This window comes from Neorhizobium sp. P12A (genome assembly GCF_008365395.1).
GTDB lineage: Bacteria > Pseudomonadota > Alphaproteobacteria > Rhizobiales > Rhizobiaceae > Rhizobium.
Window position 1 is genome coordinate 39,118 of sequence record NZ_QOVX01000021.1, and the last position, 16,477, is coordinate 55,594.

Annotated in this window: 20 protein-coding genes; 10 read left to right on the top strand and 10 right to left on the bottom strand. The window is 58.4% G+C overall.

Annotated features, from left to right (window positions below; translation table 11 throughout):
* Positions 1-12: 12 nt before the first annotated feature.
* The 7 genes from DTW90_RS31155 to DTW90_RS31185 are packed head-to-tail and all read right to left on the bottom strand — an operon-like array spanning position 13 to position 5,366.
* Positions 13-201: a hypothetical protein gene (locus DTW90_RS31155; protein ID WP_149343402.1), complete on the bottom strand. Its 189-nt coding sequence runs from the start codon at positions 199-201 to the stop codon at positions 13-15.
* An 8-nt stretch (positions 202-209) separates the two neighbouring features.
* A complete protein-coding gene (locus DTW90_RS31160; RefSeq protein WP_246665123.1) occupies positions 210-956 on the bottom strand; it encodes a type IV secretion system protein in 747 nt (248 codons plus the stop codon).
* Positions 953-1,609, bottom strand: a complete 657-nt coding sequence (locus tag DTW90_RS31165; protein ID WP_149343404.1) for a hypothetical protein — start codon at positions 1,607-1,609, stop codon at positions 953-955. The genes DTW90_RS31160 and DTW90_RS31165 overlap by 4 nt, the downstream gene beginning before the upstream one ends.
* Positions 1,606-4,014, bottom strand: a complete 2,409-nt coding sequence (locus DTW90_RS31170; RefSeq protein WP_149343406.1) for a VirB4 family type IV secretion/conjugal transfer ATPase — start codon at positions 4,012-4,014, stop codon at positions 1,606-1,608. The genes DTW90_RS31165 and DTW90_RS31170 overlap by 4 nt, the downstream gene beginning before the upstream one ends.
* Before the next feature lie 11 nt (positions 4,015-4,025).
* Positions 4,026-4,319, bottom strand: a complete 294-nt coding sequence (locus DTW90_RS31175) for a VirB3 family type IV secretion system protein (RefSeq protein WP_132527621.1) — start codon at positions 4,317-4,319, stop codon at positions 4,026-4,028.
* Complete coding sequence (locus tag DTW90_RS31180; RefSeq protein WP_132527623.1) at positions 4,319-4,663, bottom strand: TrbC/VirB2 family protein; 345 nt, start codon at positions 4,661-4,663, stop codon at positions 4,319-4,321. Before DTW90_RS31180 ends, DTW90_RS31175 begins: the two co-directional genes overlap by 1 nt.
* A 13-nt stretch (positions 4,664-4,676) precedes the next feature.
* Positions 4,677-5,366: a lytic transglycosylase domain-containing protein gene (locus DTW90_RS31185; RefSeq protein ID WP_149343408.1), complete on the bottom strand. Its 690-nt coding sequence runs from the start codon at positions 5,364-5,366 to the stop codon at positions 4,677-4,679.
* Positions 5,367-5,444: 78 nt separating this feature from the next.
* On the opposite strand from DTW90_RS31185, the gene DTW90_RS31190 reads away from it, so the two are divergent.
* From DTW90_RS31190 to DTW90_RS31215, 6 genes are all read left to right on the top strand, one after another.
* The gene (locus tag DTW90_RS31190; protein WP_149343410.1) at positions 5,445-5,936 is read left to right on the top strand and encodes a hypothetical protein; all 492 of its coding nucleotides are present in this window, start codon (positions 5,445-5,447) and stop codon (positions 5,934-5,936) included.
* Positions 5,937-5,984: 48 nt separating this feature from the next.
* Positions 5,985-6,338, top strand: a complete 354-nt coding sequence (locus tag DTW90_RS31195) for a hypothetical protein (protein WP_149343411.1) — start codon at positions 5,985-5,987, stop codon at positions 6,336-6,338.
* Positions 6,339-6,343: 5 nt separating this feature from the next.
* On the top strand, positions 6,344-6,808 hold the full coding sequence (locus tag DTW90_RS31200) for a hypothetical protein (RefSeq protein ID WP_149343413.1): 465 nt from the start codon (positions 6,344-6,346) through the stop codon (positions 6,806-6,808).
* The gene (locus DTW90_RS31205; RefSeq protein WP_149343415.1) at positions 6,805-7,473 is read left to right on the top strand and encodes an acyltransferase; all 669 of its coding nucleotides are present in this window, start codon (positions 6,805-6,807) and stop codon (positions 7,471-7,473) included. Before DTW90_RS31200 ends, DTW90_RS31205 begins: the two co-directional genes overlap by 4 nt.
* 48 nt (positions 7,474-7,521) lie before the next feature.
* Positions 7,522-8,034, top strand: coding sequence for a thermonuclease family protein (locus DTW90_RS31210; RefSeq protein ID WP_245513106.1), 513 nt, complete (start codon positions 7,522-7,524; stop codon positions 8,032-8,034).
* Between the two features lie 133 nt (positions 8,035-8,167).
* Entirely contained in the window at positions 8,168-8,824 is a 657-nt protein-coding gene (locus tag DTW90_RS31215; protein WP_132527637.1) for a hypothetical protein, read from the top strand.
* A gap of 69 nt (positions 8,825-8,893) precedes the next feature.
* Here the strand turns inward: DTW90_RS31215 and DTW90_RS31220 are convergent, their stop codons facing one another.
* Complete coding sequence (locus DTW90_RS31220) at positions 8,894-9,166, bottom strand: hypothetical protein (protein WP_132527639.1); 273 nt, start codon at positions 9,164-9,166, stop codon at positions 8,894-8,896.
* A 349-nt stretch (positions 9,167-9,515) separates the two neighbouring features.
* Complete coding sequence (locus DTW90_RS31225; RefSeq protein WP_132527708.1) at positions 9,516-10,526, bottom strand: class I SAM-dependent methyltransferase; 1,011 nt, start codon at positions 10,524-10,526, stop codon at positions 9,516-9,518.
* Positions 10,527-10,784: 258 nt separating this feature from the next.
* Here DTW90_RS31225 and DTW90_RS31230 point away from each other — a divergent pair, with 258 nt between their 5' ends.
* The 4 genes from DTW90_RS31230 (at position 10,785) to DTW90_RS31245 (ending at position 15,169) form a co-directional block, all read left to right on the top strand.
* On the top strand, positions 10,785-11,645 hold the full coding sequence (locus DTW90_RS31230; RefSeq protein ID WP_188080112.1) for an AraC family transcriptional regulator: 861 nt from the start codon (positions 10,785-10,787) through the stop codon (positions 11,643-11,645).
* 79 nt (positions 11,646-11,724) lie between these two features.
* A complete protein-coding gene (locus DTW90_RS31235) occupies positions 11,725-12,930 on the top strand; it encodes an MFS transporter (RefSeq protein WP_149343419.1) in 1,206 nt (401 codons plus the stop codon).
* A complete protein-coding gene (locus DTW90_RS31240; protein ID WP_149343421.1) occupies positions 12,927-14,342 on the top strand; it encodes a hypothetical protein in 1,416 nt (471 codons plus the stop codon). Before DTW90_RS31235 ends, DTW90_RS31240 begins: the two co-directional genes overlap by 4 nt.
* Positions 14,343-14,686: 344 nt before the next feature.
* On the top strand, positions 14,687-15,169 hold the full coding sequence (locus DTW90_RS31245) for a helix-turn-helix transcriptional regulator (RefSeq protein WP_149343423.1): 483 nt from the start codon (positions 14,687-14,689) through the stop codon (positions 15,167-15,169).
* A 37-nt stretch (positions 15,170-15,206) separates the two neighbouring features.
* On the opposite strand, the gene DTW90_RS31250 is transcribed toward DTW90_RS31245, so the two are convergent.
* The gene (locus DTW90_RS31250) at positions 15,207-16,445 is read right to left on the bottom strand and encodes a CapA family protein (protein ID WP_149343425.1); all 1,239 of its coding nucleotides are present in this window, start codon (positions 16,443-16,445) and stop codon (positions 15,207-15,209) included.
* Between the last annotated feature and the right edge of the window lie 32 nt (positions 16,446-16,477).

The following is a 16,477-nucleotide window of genomic DNA, read 5'->3' on the forward strand; positions in this document are numbered from 1 at the left end:
GGAGCTGGGCTTTCAGAACTTGGTGACGCCGTCCTGACGGATCAGCGGGCCGCAATCGGCTTCAGTGGCATAGGCGGCGGAAGAGAAAAAGCTCGGGCTCATTTGCGCCGAACAGGGCGCCTTCAGCTCCTTGTGGCCGGCACAGCCTGAAACGGTCGCGAGAAGCGCACCAAGTGCGAGAGCGAACAGGTGTTGATGCATGAGGTGTCCTATTGCCCAGTGAGGGTCACTTTGCTGCTGTCGTAGGTCATGAACTCGGCGATGGCGGCTTCAGCCGCAATCTGTTGCATCTGCTGGGCGTTGAGTGCCGCATTGCCGGCGTTGACCGCGCCAACCAGTTCGTTCACGGTTTGCGCCGTCTGGGTCTGGAGCTGCGAATTCTGGTCAATTGAGCCCTTGATGTCGGTGGTTGTGCCGATCTGGCTTTCGACATTCTGGAAGCTTTGTGCCCGCTGTTCGGTGCCGGCCTGGGTCCCGGAGATAGCCGCGGTCAGCGCGGTCGCTGTATTGACCAACGCCTGATAGGATTTGTCGCCGCGCGTGTAGCTCGCTCTGTCCGTCTGCCCGGACAGCGTCTTCACGAGGTTGAGACCGTTAAGAATTGTTGAGGCCGTCGTGCCGTAGGAGCCGAGCTTGCCCCAGGCCATCTGGCCGGAAAGAAGCGAGGAGAAGTCCGGTGCATTCCCCATTGTGAAGCCTGAGCCGAGTGCCGTGCCCGCGATCTCCGCGGTCGAGCGATTGCCGGTGACGGCGGCAAGCGTCTTATTGACGGTCTGGAGGATATCGCTGTTGCTGCTCATGATCTCGGCCGTGTTCGAGGCCGTTTCCTTCGCCTGTGACAGCGTTGCCTCGTCGATGACAGGGACCTGGGCAAACGCTGGTCCGGAGCCGGCAAAGATCAAGAGGGCGAAAAATACCGCGCTGGCGCTCCGGCGAACGGGCAAGACCTCCATCATTTGTTCCCTTCCTGGTTTTGCGGACTGGTCAACGTCACCTTGGACGGATCGTAGGTCATGACCTTGGCGGTCGCGCTGGCGGCCGCAGTCAGATCAAGGAGCCGCTGGTTGCGAAGCTGATTGGCTGCCCCGACCGCTTGGATCGCCTGATTCCAGACCTGCGCATTCGTGAGCCGGGTGACGGCGTTCTGCTCGAATGCGCCCTTGATCGTTGTCGCCTGACCTATCGTGCCGGACTGTATCGAAAATGATGTCGAATTGGCGGAGATCGCAGCGGCAACAGCCGCGAGCGAGGCAACAGCCTGCCCGACATTCTTCGTCTTGATCGCCTGGATCGTATTTGCAGCGCCAAGCAACAGCGCGAAGTCACTGCCGCCGATCGTGGTGCCGCTCAGCGGTTGACCGGTCACGGTCTGGCCGGTCACTGACCGGATGCCACCAGTGTCGCTCTGGATGGTGACGCTGCCATGGATATTCTTCGTCGGCGCAACCGATCCCTGCTTGAAGGTCCGCGCGCGCTGCATGCAAAAGGCCGTATTGGTCTCCGACTTTTTCCGTTGGGCGTCGGTGACCGGCACCTGGGCGAAGGATGGCGCCGGTGCGAGAAGCAAGCTCGCGCCGACAAGTGCGGTGAGCGGAAGCCGCATGGTCATTCTTGCCTCCAGCCGCAGAAATAGGGAAGCCAGTCTTCGGGCGCGTCACCGAACTTTTCCCGAAGGCGTCCGCATTCGGCGACTGTCTCGGTTCGCCCCGACAGGACCTTGATGAACTCAGGGAGTGCGGAGAGATCGAGCCTTGCGATCACGCTGTCGTGGTCATGTTTCACGAGGAATTGCCGACTGGTGGACGAGGTCGACTTCACCCAGTCGAATTCGGTCTCCGACAGGCCGAAGGCGCCCATATAGCTGTCGCGATCGGCTTTCGGATTCGGGAAGAAGATATTGGTTGGGCTCTGCTCGAGCAGCGTATGGGCAATCTTCGCTGTTGTAATATCGCGGGGCGATTGCGTTCCAAGCCCGACGATGCCGTTCTTTTTGCGGATCGTCTTGAGCTGGTCGTTGAGGAAGTTTGCTGCCTTCTCGTCGCTGAGCGCCTTCCATCCTTCGTCGATGAAGAGCATCATCGGCCGGACGCCATCGAGCATTCCGCCGATGCGGAAGAAAATGAAGCCGAGTGCGGCGGTGCGGATCTCGGGATCATCGAGAATGGCAGTGAGGTCGAACCCAAGGATTCCACGATCCGCATCCCAACGATCGACGGGATTGTCGAAGAGCCAGCCATGCGTGTCGCACCAGACCTCGAACCGTGAGGCGAGATCGTCCCGGCCGGCCATTTCCGTACCGCGCAGCAGATGGATGACATCACGGAAATGCCGCTCGCGGATGGGCGCTGCGAAGATATGCTCGACTGCGGCGGTCAGGATCTTCTCTTGTTCAGCGGAAAGCTTGTCGACTTCGCTGCGCGGCCGAACGAGATAGGCGAGCAGGTCATGGAGGAAGGTCCGCGCTTCCGGCGTGTCCTCGATTTGCAGGGGATTGAAGCCAGTCGCGACGCCGGGCTTCAGCACCTCGTATTGACCACCACAGGCACGGATGAAAATCTCCCCGCCACGATCCTTGTCGAACAGGGCGCAGCGCGGTTGCGGGCTGGTGCGCATCGCCTGCGAGAGCAGGAAGAGCAGGCCCACGGTCTTGCCGGAGCCGGTCGGTCCGGTAACGATGAAGTTGCCGACCTCGCCCTTGTGGAAATTGAAATAATACGGCGTCATCGACGCCGTCTGGAGGAGCGAGATCGCCGGCCCCCAATGGTTTCCCCGCGGCTTGCCGAGTGCAAAATTGTGATAGGAGGCCATGCCGCAGAAATTTCGCGAGGAAATGATCGCGCGCCTGGCGATGTAGGCGAAATTCCCCGGAAGCTGCGCCCAGAAAGCCGGCTCGGCATTGAGGTCTTCGCGAACCACCACCATGCCGGCGTTCTGCAGTTCCTTCGTGACCGCCTGTGAGCAAGCTTCGGTCTCCTTGATGGAATTGCCAAGCGCCATGACGGAGAGATGATGGTAGCCCATCACAGCGCGTCCATTGACCAGCTCGTCCTTGGCGATCGAGATTGCACTTTCTAGGCTGGTGCCACGCTCGTCGGAGACGCTGATCTGACGCTCAATCCGGTCCATTTCGGACAGGACCGGTGCCCGGTCCTGCAGGGCAAAGCTCTGACTGACGATGAACTCGCCCGGAACCTTCAGGAGCCCGTCCAACATCCCCGCCGCGGTATAGGGTGGGTATTCGCGCACCGAGAGCATGGCGCCGAACCGTGGGTCAGCATCGTCGCTACCCCGCATCTCCAGCATTCGCCGCCCGAAGGTGATGCGCCGTGTCGGCAGATACTCGTCTAGCGGCATTCGGGGCAGAAGCATTTTGACCGGAACGCCGCCACTCAAAAGTTGGCCAAGAAACTCCAGCGGCTCGGAAAAGGCGCTACCATTGCGCATCGTCGCCTTCAGAAGGCGCGCGCCATAACCTTCCATTCCCTTGACGATATTGGCAACATGATCACGCAATTCCTGTCGCGCCTCAAGGTCGAGCGCTCGGTCGGAGACGCCGCTTACCTTCCGGAACCGGGACAGCGCGTTGTCTGCAAGGCCGACCTTGCCCTGAAAACCACGCCGGATGACGCTAAGATAGAGTTCGTTCGAATACATGCGCATATTCGACAGCGCCTGCATGTAGCGCTCATCGAGAGATTTGCAGAAGTCGATGGAAAACGTTCCGTCGATATCAGGCGGGATGCGCCGGCGGATGATGTGAGAACAGACCGCGAATCGACTGTCCGATAAAGCGCGCAGCAGCGTGTTGCGATTGGCGGCTTCGTTGTCGATGAAGGCCTGGTCCGCGGTTTGATGGCAGAAGCCGTCAAAGCGAATGATCGAGACCAGCATGCCTTCCTTGGTGCGCAACGTTTCCTCATCGACGTGGCACAGATATGGAACATGTTTCGATACTGGCTTTTCCCGGGCTATTTCTCCGGCGAAACGGAGACCATCGCGGACGGCGCTCTGCATGACGTCTCTCCTCAAGGCTGGTAGGAATTGCCGCCCCAGAAGTGACGGTTCCGTACCCAGGGACATTTGGCAAAGCGCATTCTGACCACATTGGCCAGGTGCGGATCGCGAACGGTCATCACATAGGCGGCTGCGTGCAGCGGCAGGAAAAGCAGGAAGGTCGCCAGGTTCTTTGTGTTGAGAAATGTCATCACCACCACCATCAACTCGCCGACAAAGAGACCGATGGGTACGCCCCACATCATCCGGGGACGCGTCAGCGCGATCACCAGCGGTGCGATCTGAGGTTTTTCGAGATCGCCCATCAGTTCCCGAGCCCCGAGGACATCGTGGTGACGAGCTGGGAACCTCCGAAGATGAAGGCGATGCCGACGATGATCGAGAAGCACCAGGACCACGGGATACGGCTGGTCAATGCGAGATAGCCGACGGCGGCACAGGCGATTGTCGCAGCCGTTGTCGCGAAGGTGCCGGTCATGAAGTTAAGGAGCGTCGTAAATACCGATTGGATCGGTTGGAAGACATCGCCTGCTGCAAAAGCAAGACCTGTCTGACTGAACAGGATCCCGGCAAATGCCATGCCGTGGATGGCAGCCGAGCGGCTGCGAGGCGAAACGAGCATCTTCATGGTGCGTTGGGCGGTATTCATGGATCACTCCGTTCTACTGGACATAGAGAACCGAGCCACCGATCCAGGAGGGGACAGAGGGCTCTGCTTTGTTTTGGTTGACGGGTATCGGCTGGTCTGAGCCTGAGCCGGCATTGAGAAGATCGACGCCGGCAGTCGCTTCTGCCGGTTGATCGGCGCTGGCCGCCGCAGATGTGTGACGGCGGCCCCCTTTCAACGCATTGTTGAAGCCATAATAGGCATTGGCGACACGCGCGGTGTAGTTGACCGTCTCTGCGATCGGCGGAACCCCGCCGGACCGGATGATGCGGTCTTCGCCCGCATTGTAGGCAGCAACTGTCAGAAAGATGTTGCCGCCGAAGAGGCTGCCGAGATCCTTAAGATAGGCAATGCCGCCCCGAATGTTTTGAGCGGCGTCACATATGTCGGCCACGCTATAGCGGGTTGCGGTCGCGGGCAGCAGCTGCATTGGACCGCGCGCGCCGCTCAGAGAATTGACGTGCCGACCGAAGCCGGATTCCTGATCGGAGATCGCCAGCGCCAGGCGGGTATCGACGCCCTGACGTGCACTTTCCTGACGAATCATCTGCATGATCGCCTCGGGCCTAACGGCCGCGTCGGTGCAGGTGGGAGTGTTCGGGACGGCACGAATCTCGGTGGCGGCCAGCGGTGCCGTAGCGATTGTCAGAGCTATGAATGTGATCGGAAGGAGATAACGATTCATGGTGTTGCCCGTGTTGTTAATTTCATATATACAAAGTTAAAACAAAATATCAATCAAGAAATTGCTATGGAGCAACTTATGATGAGGAAGTGGCAGGCCGCCGTTCTCGGTGTTCTTTCGATTACAGCGAGACCCTCGGGGCCGGTGGAGGCTGCAGATGCAGAATGGGGCTGCCAAGTGCTTCTATGTGCGGCTGCGGTGAACCCCTCATGGCATGGCATTCCCTATTGCGTGCCGCCGATGGTCAAGTTGATCACGGAAATGGCGGAGCCGCACTTTTCGTGGCCGACTTGCTCGAGCGCGGGTACCAAGGCGCCTGGATATGAGAGATATGGTGATTGCCCGGCCGGTTATTCGGTCGGCTACAGCTCTCCGGATAGCGGCAATCACTCCACCAGCGAGCCCGATCTTTGCGTTAAGAGCAATATCTGCGGATCCGGCGGGCACAATGATGGCGGCTGTGGCGAGACGATCTCACAGCCGCGCCCAGTGAGAGGCCAGCCGTATTATTTCGATATCAGGCAGTCGTCCGGGAGTGCGCAACGTTTCTGGTTCGACTTGAACCATTGAGCAAGATAACTTTATATATGTGAAGTTTATACGCAGGAGGTGACCGATATGCGCGACGAGAGGATCGTCATCTACGAACCGGTCCGGAGAGCCGATCCGTGGAGCGTAAAATACTGGGTTCTCCTCTGGTTCGCGGTCATTGTCCTGCTACTGGCATCGTGGGGATTGAACTGGATGCGGCGGGAGGCTGAAGCCGTGATCCATCACCCGCTCGAAGCGCCGTTCTACACGCTCGTCGTCCTTGTGATCTTCGCTCTTGCCCACGGCATGCTCGTCTGGAGCGCCTATCGAATTCTCCGGCGGCTCTTCAGCTTCGGTCACAAGGTGATCCTCGCCCTTGATGATCTCGTCAGCGGTCTGCTGCGCGCGATCCGTACTTCCCTCTCCAGATTGAGGAAATGAACGGGATGAAACCGAACCGTTTTCTGTTTGCCGGCGCTATTCTTGCCGGGATTGTCTCCGGGATTATCGTCCCCGCCAGGCAAGCCTATGCCCAGCAAGGCTACGCATTGAGGCTGGAGCGGACGGTGCTGGACGCCCGTCACGATCCTGACGGCATTTGGAGCGATGACGATCTCGCCTCCATCCGGCAGATGGGCCAAGTGCCGGCGATTTATACCGCCCGGCTCACAACGCCGGCTGGGGAATGGCTGCTCTCCCAGACCAACGGCGATTGCAACATCCAGGGCATGTGCACCGCCCTTTTGGTCCTGAAGAAGGCGGGTGCTAGGGCCGTTACAATGGCCGACCCGCAGCTCCCGCTCGGCGGCACGGCGGTGCTGTCGCTCAACTACAAGAAACTCGCCACGAAGGAAGTCGACGAGAGGGGCCACCCTATCGACGGCTCGTATGACGTGGAGCCCATCCCATGAACATGTCGCCTTCTCCTTCCATCCTTGGCTGGCTGCGGCCCGGACGCCGCGACGTCAGCGCCAACGCCGGCTTGATCCTCGGTTTCATCGCGTCCCTTGCATTTGCAGGCGAATCGGCGGTTAGCCTCATGGCGGCCGGCATGCCCGCCGACTGCGCCGAATATGCCGCGAATGTGACGCAGAGCGAAGGAAGCTTCACAAGCACCTCGCCGGCAGTCAACGGCACGCGCTGCTACGGCGCCTTCCAATTTTGCGATAGCGGCACATTGCAATCTTACTGGTCAGGCTCGACCGCTGATTTCCTCGCCAGTCCCTCCGCCCAGGTCGCCGCCTGGGACAAATATGAGAACAACGAATGGGTCCAGGCCAACCGGCTCGGCCTCACCAGCGCAGTTGGCCAACAGATCTGTTATAACGGCACTTGCGCTGTCATCTCGCAGTCCTCGATCCTGAAAGCCTGTCAGTTCGGCTGCGGCAAGGGCGGAAAACTCTACGATCTTGTTCAATCCGGGCTCGACTGCAGCGCTCCGGGAACGAGGGATGGCGCGGGGACGAGCGTCTGCTCCTATCTGATCTCCGGCGCCGGGTACAATGTCAGTTGCATCACCAACGCCAATGACGGTGTCGATTGCCTGCCCGTCGAGGCCGGGCCAAAGAGCGAATAAGCCATGTGCCATCCGTGTCGTTTTCTGGGCGTTCTGTGCGCGAGCATCGTGTTCGCTTCAGCCGTACTCGCTGAGAATGCCGATCGAACCTTTGCGATCCCGCAGACCGGCGTCACGTTCCTGACGGGCGATAGCTGGCAGCAGGTAGGGCAGCGGTTCCGGCTCTATGGCGTGCAGTCCTGCCTGCGAGGCACGTTTTATACGGATAAAGCGGGCGGGCATCAGGATTGCGGCACGGTATCCACCGCCATGCTCGCCTCTTTCGTTCGCGACCTGAAACCGACCTGCTCGCCCGTCGCACAGATCGCCGTCGGAGGCTCGCAGCCGGGCACTCTGCTGGTGATCTGCACGGGCGAGGTCCATGGAAAGATGCTCGATCTCGGCGCCACGATGATTACCCAGGGTTTTGCTTTTGCTGCCATCGATAATGCGAGCCATCCCGTCTACCTCCCTTATCTCATCGAGGAAGGCATTGCGCAGCAGGCCCGCAAAGGCCTCTGGGCCTTCGCCGACCTGCCCCACCCCAATAGCGCGCTCCTGCCCGCAAAGCCGATGCCCTGAATTTCCAGCTGCGCCCTTCCCGATCGAAGCTAAATTCCGGGCCCATCCGGAGGCGCCTCGGAAAATGGCGTGGCGTGCCATATCGAACTCCACTACAACGGACACCAGCAACGCTCGCGCCGATGGAATGGGGATGATCGCAGGTTCTCGTAAACTGGATATACGGAAGAAGTGGTGGTCCGTGACCCTCGACGAGGACCTCGTCGAGTGCCGCGCTACCGTTCCCAAGGAAGGCCATGACCGGATCAAAGTCCTGGCCGGGCTTCTCGGCGAAAAGCTGCCGATCCTGGTCGGGAAACTGGTGATTTCGGCGCTGACGATGTACGAGCGCGGCGTCGAGGAGGCTCCGGAGATCGAGGCAGCGCGTCAGGCCGCAATGGCCCAGGTCGCTTCAAGATCTTCTGCCGGCACGTCCGTGGGTGATCTCTGCCGAGCGATCCTCCGCTCGCGCTTCCCGGATGACAATGGTGCGGCCCGTATGCGACAATGCGCCATGGTGACGGCGATTGCCGTCGAAGCAGACGCTGGTCATATGCCAAGCGTCTCGACAATCGCCAGGCTCACCGGCAATCACCCGTCCCAGATCATGTTGCTTGCGCAGGTCCTTGAAGACCGCAATGTACTACTGCGCATCCATACGCCGAATGTGAAGAAGGGACGCGCGGCGAAGATGCTCCAGATCCGGGCGGATGCAGTGGCTGAACTGGACAAAGTCCATATCAAGGCGACCGGACGGCCAATACTCGAGGCGCCGGAAAGCGTTGCGGTCGCAGACGACGTATCGAAGTAGTCGCATAATTACGGCCAAGCCGCGGTTGCGCCGGGCCTAAGGCGCTATGTAGCCAGTTCCAAACACCAGTCATTCGGCCTCGGTGACCCATACCGTTACCTCATAGCCGAATCCAGAGTTCGTCCGATAGGGATCGGGTTTGCTAGAGGTGTCGAGTTCGTCGGACTTCACCACTGAGGCCGTTATCGAGCGTCCCTTCTGAAACTGTGCGGCCGCCCATTCCCCAAAACTGTAGAATCCTTGAGCGTGGGAGAATTGCTCAAGCGCAAAGCCCATGCCTGCGATGCTTGAAAGACCATCATATGGTACCTCAAGAGTTAGGGTTGCAAAGATTTCTAGCATCGTGGCATCCATTCCATACAGTTTGGACTGGTTAAGAGGCGCCTGGGATGAACCGACCTGTAGAGAAAGCTCGCATTCAAATGTTTTATTCTCATCCCATATGGGCGGCTCGAACCTGTCGTGCCGAAAGGCTCTGTTCGCTTATTCGAATTACCAGATCGAAGGCGCATTCCCGCTGACCGATCCAGATGGTCGGATCGCTTCCAGTTGATGCCGTTATGCCCTCGTTGTTTTCATCAAAGTCAAGCCTCCAACGAGCCACGATCAACACGACGAATTGCGGGGCGTTCAGCTCTCATTCTACAAGCCAAAGGATTGACTAAAGCGTTGGTCGGTCGCTAGATGCGGCTCAGCGGTCCGACGGCTTCCTCGGGCTCGCAAGCCGCACCCGATCATACAAGCGAAACGGCAGCTCGCTATACGTATATTCGGCGGGTAGCGCCGGTCGCCCCATCTTCGAGACCAGACGTTTGAGATTGTTAGGGCTGTTGCTCGCAGCCAGCGTATAGAAATTGCCGCTGTTCCATGTCACGAAGCAATCGAGAAAGACATCTCGCAGCACCGCCGTGATCTCCTCGAGCGTAACTTCGTTTTCGTTCATCTGGGTCAGTACCTCCTCTTCCTTGGCGAGGATTTGCACTCTGCTGAAGTAGCGAGCCTTGAAGCCAAAATCTTTTTGGTCCTCGCGCCGCTTGTACTCGCTGTCGTCGCCGTGCCTGAATTTTTCAACGAGCAGAAGAATGCCATCCGGCTTCAGGTTCTGCGCAACAAAGGCAATTTGCTTCTTCCGGTTCGGCGAATACATCTGAAATGTCGTGTCTTCCATGATGATGTCGAAGCCGGCCTGAAAATGTCGAAGCGCCTCGCTCTCGATAAATGCGGATGGCATCAGGTGATGGAACGGACCGCAGAAAAAGCTAGCATGTGGCGGTGTACCATGAGCAAAAAAGCTTCGTTCGTTTTCGACATTGGGGCTGCAGGACAGCGTTTCGACCAATCCGTCGGCAAGTTCGCTGATCGTGCGCGCCATCGTCCCTTCGGCGGTCCCCAATGAATACAAACTGATCGGATCACTTCGGTCCGAGGCATATCGAAGGATTGCGCACCCCAACCGGCACTCTTCCTCGAATCTATATGGGATGCTGCTTAGGTAATGTTGATCGAAGGGACCCTGCCGGCGCTCGTGCAGCGCGATGAACCGCTTCACGAGCGGATCGCGAGGCAAAAGGCGTCGATCAACGTCCGGTCGCCGCCATGGCATTCCTGACCGGCCGGCGGCCGTTGCCGAAAAAAATGGCGCGAGTTCGTTCAGCCGAGGGGCGCGATCGCACTCGGCAATGAAATCAGTAAAATCTTCCATCCTGATTTTAGGCCTCTCTGCTTTGCCAAGGCATCCGCTTCCTGTAGATGCGGTGCCTTCTACCCCTGGCAGTAAAACGCGGTGTGCCCCCACGCCACCTTGGCCGCTAATTCCGCGTCGGCGCTTTCATGATTTTGATGCACTTTCAGAAATTTGATTTGAATTCCCACTCAGAGTTAACGGGTGTTTGATTGGCAACCTCTGGTAAAATAACTTCAGATGGAGCGGACACGTGCATCGCCCTTCGAAAGGGAGCAAATGAAAACATCGAGCGGAGAAATCGTCACTTACCGGGAAAAGCAATGGCATGGATTCAAAACAGAACTCGTGCGCCGCATCGGGCTGGCCCGACAAGAGATTGAAGTCTCGGGCAATGCGCACGCGATTTTCCTTAATCTGGAGGGGGCGGCAAGGTCAGGGGAGAATTTTATTGATGGCAGACGATCGAGTTTCGTTGTCCGGCCCGAGGGGTCGCTGACTTACGTGCCGGCAGGGCGAAGCTGGAGTGGTTGGGACGAGGGCGACAGTCGTGCAGCCTATTTGCTGCTCACGGTCGATCGAGCGTTCGCCGGCAACTTCTTTGACGACCCCCACAAAGTCGAGCGATTGCGTCCAGAGCTCGGATTTCATGATCTCGCCGCGCAGTTCGCCGCCCGAAAAATCGCGGCCGAACTTTTTCATTTGGACCAGGCGAGCGAATTGATTGTCGAGGGGCAGCTCACAACGATCTTTGGACATCTCGCGCGACGTGCCAATCAAAGACAGCGTTCGGTCAAAGGTGGCCTGGCGCCCAACACCCTGAGACGCGTCGTCGAGCGGTTGAACGATATCAGCGAGGAGCGCGTCTCTTTGACCAGCCTGTGTCAGGAGCTGGGGATGAGCCTTCCGCATTTCAGCCGCGCCTTCAAGCAGTCGACAGGGGTGACACCGCACGCCTATTTCAATCAAAGGAGACTCGAGCATGCCAGCATGCTTTTGAGAACGACCTCGTCGCCGGTCACTGAGATTGCGCTTATCTGCGGCTTTGCCAGTGCAAGCCACCTTTCGACAACCTTCACCCAGGCTCTTGGGGTATCGCCAAGCGTCTACCGCTCCGTTTGGGGCCGTGCCGGAAAATAACATCAAATTCCTGAAAGCTAAAATGCCGCCGCTTCGCTAGCCTGCCAGCGATCAGCACGTGCAATGGGCTCAACGGGAAATGAGTTTACAACAAGAACTTCGTCTGCGCCGACGCTACATGACCGCTGTTGCTGCATCGGCAACCGGTCGCAATGCATACTTCGTCATTGTCGCCTGGCTGGAAGCCGCTTTTGATAATGGCCCCGCATGGATTGCGGTTCTACTCGCGCTCGGAAGTATTGCCGAATTTCTCACCGCAAACCTCAGCGGGATCATTGCCGATCGCTACGAGCGTCGGATCGTCTGCCTGATCTGCGATATAGCACGCATACTGCTCATGATCACGACGATGTCGGGGATGATGTATCTCGATCCCGTCGCAGTTCTTGCCGTCTCCTGGGTCGTCTATGCCGTGATTGACCGCACCCATACAACGGCGCTGCAGGCTATGATCCCATCGATGGCAGCGCCGGGGCGGCTGATTCGGACCAATTCCCTGTCCTACATGAACATGCAGGGCGGCAATCTGCTGGCCGCGATCGCCGGCGGTCTGCTGCTGGCACTGTTTCCAAATCACCTCGCGTTCGTCCTGCCGCTCGGATTCTATGCCCTGTCCTTCTGGGCCATGCTAAGCAGCCAGATCAGGTCGACCTGTCATCAAGCACCAACCATGCATCGCCCGACCCTCTGGGCGCGAGAGCTGCTGCCGAGTGCCTTGCCGGCCGGCCCTTTACGGGGGGCAGCCGTGATCTACGCGCTCATTTACGCGATGGGCATGCTGGTTAGCGTTCTCGGATCGGCGCTTGTCATGAAAGATCTGAAGGGCACAGCCCTGGCTTTCGGCTATCTCGAAGCGTTCTGGGCCGCTGGCGCCATAGCGGGGTGTGCCTATCTGATGACGCTGACACGCCGCTCGCACAGCTTAGCCGCGCAGTTGGCCGCATCGGGCTGCGTTCTGGCGATCTTTCTGGTCGTCCAAGACCTCAATCTCGCACTCCTGCAAATGACCGCGCTCGGCATCACGTACAATATTTCGCGCATTCTTATCGACGCGCGCGTACAAGAGCTGGTGTCGATCGATGCATTGGGCCGTGGCAAATCTCAGATCCATACACTTTGCGTTGGATTTGGCTTACTTACCTACAGTTTTGTGGCAGTTGCGGGAAACAGCGTAAAGCCTTCCGTGGTTTTCGGATGCTTCGGTCTGCTGATGATTGCTGTCGGCGCAATCCTCTTGATCCTGCCAAAAAGTGAACCGAGGTCGGGTGGATTGTCAGAAACATGACGCAGACATCCATCCAACCCATCGATCGCGAGCGGCTACTGGCCGTCATCTTCGATCTTTTTCCATGGTTGCGCGCATACAGGCACCGGCCCGTCCGGGACTATGCGGCGGCGATTTACGATGTTGGTGCGGAGCCTGCGAGCTCGTCGCGATCACACGCGCGGGAGCTTCTCTGCCGGTGGATTGAAAGCAAGGCCCTGCAGAGCGGGCTAGGACGCAATTCAGCTAAAAAAATGGCCACGGAGCTCGAAGACCATCCCGTCTTACAAACAGGCCCGCATCTGCATTTGCTGATAGAACCCGACGCCTTCTTCACGCATCTGTTCAGCTTAATGGGCTTGCGCGGGCGCGAGAGTCGTTCCTATATTTCCTACGCGTGTTCGACCGTGAAATTTGCCGAGCGCAGCCGCAAGGGGCCAGGATGGTTGCGATTGGGCGACCAGTCGTTCAATGTCTTCGGTCTAAGCCGCCGCGAGATGATCCCCTACAGCGTCCTGGCACGAAACCGGGCCTATAATTTCCAACTCGCGCCGAGCGACGCCAATGCGGGTCTTTCGCATGAACGAGACACGCTCTCCCGCCTCCTGCCAGATGGTCAATTTCCGTGCGCGGCGGAGGCAATCAAAGCGGGAAATCGGCGACTGTGGGCGAATTATTTTGATGAGGGAATCGACTTTCTCCAGCTTGACGACGATGACGTTGCCGATCTTGTGGTGGCGCACCTGGCGGATCCCAAATCATGGCTGTGTGACCGGTTCCTGCGGGACAAAGCGTTCCCGACAACAACCCTTAAAACCATCGATCTTCTGGCCTCGACGCCGTGGCGAAACTGGCTCAAAAACAGCACGCATTTTTTCTGGGGCTGCGACGACGGCCGGATTTTTCCTATGACGCTGATCGACGGCTTTTTGGGACCGAGGGAAAGCCAAGGGCAGTGGGAGCGGGAAGGAAAGGCGATTGCCTTTACCGCCGACGGATTGATCGAGGCCCTCGGTAGGCGACGCATCATTCCAAACCTGTTTATCGTGTTCATGGTGATTGCGATCCTGCCTGGAGTCAGGGTACTCGGCGGCAGCCGCCACACCGTCTATTACCCGCTGATGCGACATGCATTCTGCTCGGCCCTCAGCGATGGTGGTCGAGATGACGACCTTTTGCGGTCTCTGCATCATGACAGGAGACCAGGCGCCTGGGGTCACCGGGTGATCTCGGACCAGATGGAGCCCTTCAGCATATTGCATTCGCCCGAGGGCAACGTTTCAAACCTACTGTCGCACTATGGATCGATGAGTTTTGACGAGGCCTGCGGTTCTTTGAGCAGCTTTACCGAGGACCCTCTTTGGTCCGATCTCTCCGCGGCGCTCACGACCGGAGCGGCGAGCACGATGCGTAGCCCGTGGGCTTTCAACTGAGCACGATGGGCTCGTGCAGTGTTGCATGTTCGCTTGGCTTCTAACATAGAAGCCTTTGAATCTTCGCCAATTTTCCTTGAAAAACGCAGCCGGAACGTGTAGATTCTTTGGCGAGGCAGTCACGCGCTGCCTTGGGGCTTCATAACCCCTACACGCGGTTGATGCCGGCCGATACGGCATCACACTCCTTGACCTTCGGTCCGGGAGCCTGTGGCGTATGTCCAGGTTCCTCGGAACTAAAGGCCACAGGGCCGTCGTGTACGGTTATGAACTCCCGGTCACGGGTTAAGTGAGTTCTTCAAGCGGGGGCGTACCGCCTGAAACTCTCTCGTGGGGAGTTCGCGATGAACCAGCGATCCGCAGTGCATTCATCCAATTCAAAAATCAAAAATGTATCCGCCGCGCTGACGCCGTCAGCCGATGCGCATCCGGTCGACAAGCATGTCGGTCAGCAGATCCGGATCCGGCGCATCCAATCCAATGTCACCCAAAGCGATCTGGCTAAAAGCATTGGTGTCAGCTTCCAGCAGGTTCAAAAATACGAGAATGGCAAAAATCGTGTCAGCGCTTCGATGCTTTACCTGATGGCTCGGTCCCTCAACACGCCAGTTAGCCGTTTTTTTGAGGGCCTGCCAGAAGCGGACGATGGTTCGCATGCCGATTTCGTGAACGAGATCGACGAACGGATCGCCTATGTTTCGACTGCCGAGGGGCGGCGCCTCATCGAAAGCGTTCTCAATCTGTCTCCTCGAGTCCGTAGCAGGTTCGCCGCGCTGGTGAACTCGCTCGTCGAGGACGACGACGCACAAACGACAGAGCGGGCCTGAGCCCGCTTTGTCGTCGATTGGCCATAGGCGAAGGCAATCAGGTCGCGCGTTGATAACGCGCGATCGGCCGATCGCGATCGATGAAGGTTCCGAACGCCTCGGAGCGCTCGGCGAGATCGTCGAAGATTTCCTCGGCTAGGTGACCAGACGCGAGAACCGGGAATTGAAGGCGCCCGTGCCCATGGCTTTCGAGAGCCTCCGCGCCACCGACGACGATCGGGTGGAAATCAATCGTCTCGATCTCGTTACTGGCGTTGAACGTACAGCTGGCGATAACGCTCTTCCAGACTTCACGCGGGCTCCACTCGGTTTCTCCGTGGGATGTGTGAAACAGGAAATTACCCAGGCCATAGAAGATCGGCGCGCGCCGGTAGATTTCGACACCCTGTAGTACCGGGACACCGTGGCAGACAAAGATTGAGGCCCCGTTGTCGACGCAGAGATGTGCGAATTCTTCGACCCACCCGGGGACCTGGCACCAGTCGGGTTCCCAATGATGGTGATGAAGGTAAGCGATGACGAATTCGCCCTTTGCCTTCGATCTCCTGATGGCGGAAAGCTGCGTTATCGCGCTGCCGGGCTCAAACTTGATACGCCGCACATTCGATGACGCCTTGCGAAAGATCGTTCCAAAGAAGTCCATCTCTGCCGCAGTTGTTGGCGCGGGATCGTTGGGCTGGGCGTAATTTGCAAGCTCGAGATGAGCGACACCAAACCGGTTCTTGACATCCTGCAGCAACGCAAACGTATCTTCGTCGACGTCGAACGTTCGTTCGACCCGCAGGCCGTTGAGACCAGGACGCGCGGGACGGTGTGCCCCCGCGTTGTCGGCATACATGAATGCAGGCCCCGGACCTGCATCCATAGACACCAACGACACGTTCTTCTCGGCAAATGACGCCGAAGCGGCTTTCGATGCGCGGCGTTCATCCTTTCCGATGCCGGCATGCAGAAAGCCGCGGCGGGATGCCTCCTCGATGGTCGAGAGCACACCGGATGGGCCCAGATCGAAGGCGTGATTGTTGGACAGCGACAATATGGAAAAGCCGATGTCCTTCAGCGCATCGAGCACTTCGGGCTTGGCGCAGCTGAAATAGGAGCCCTTCAGCGGCCACCCTGCATGACGGCCGTAGACCGTCATTTCGAAGTTTGTGAAAGAGGCGTCCGCCCCTCTGATGATGGCTTTGATCGCCTCGAGACGATCATCGACAATCGAGCGTAGGTCATGATGGATCAGCGATTGGCCGGTCGCAATAAATTTGAATTGAATGGTCATGAACATTCCTACCCAATAGGCGGTGGCCGCCG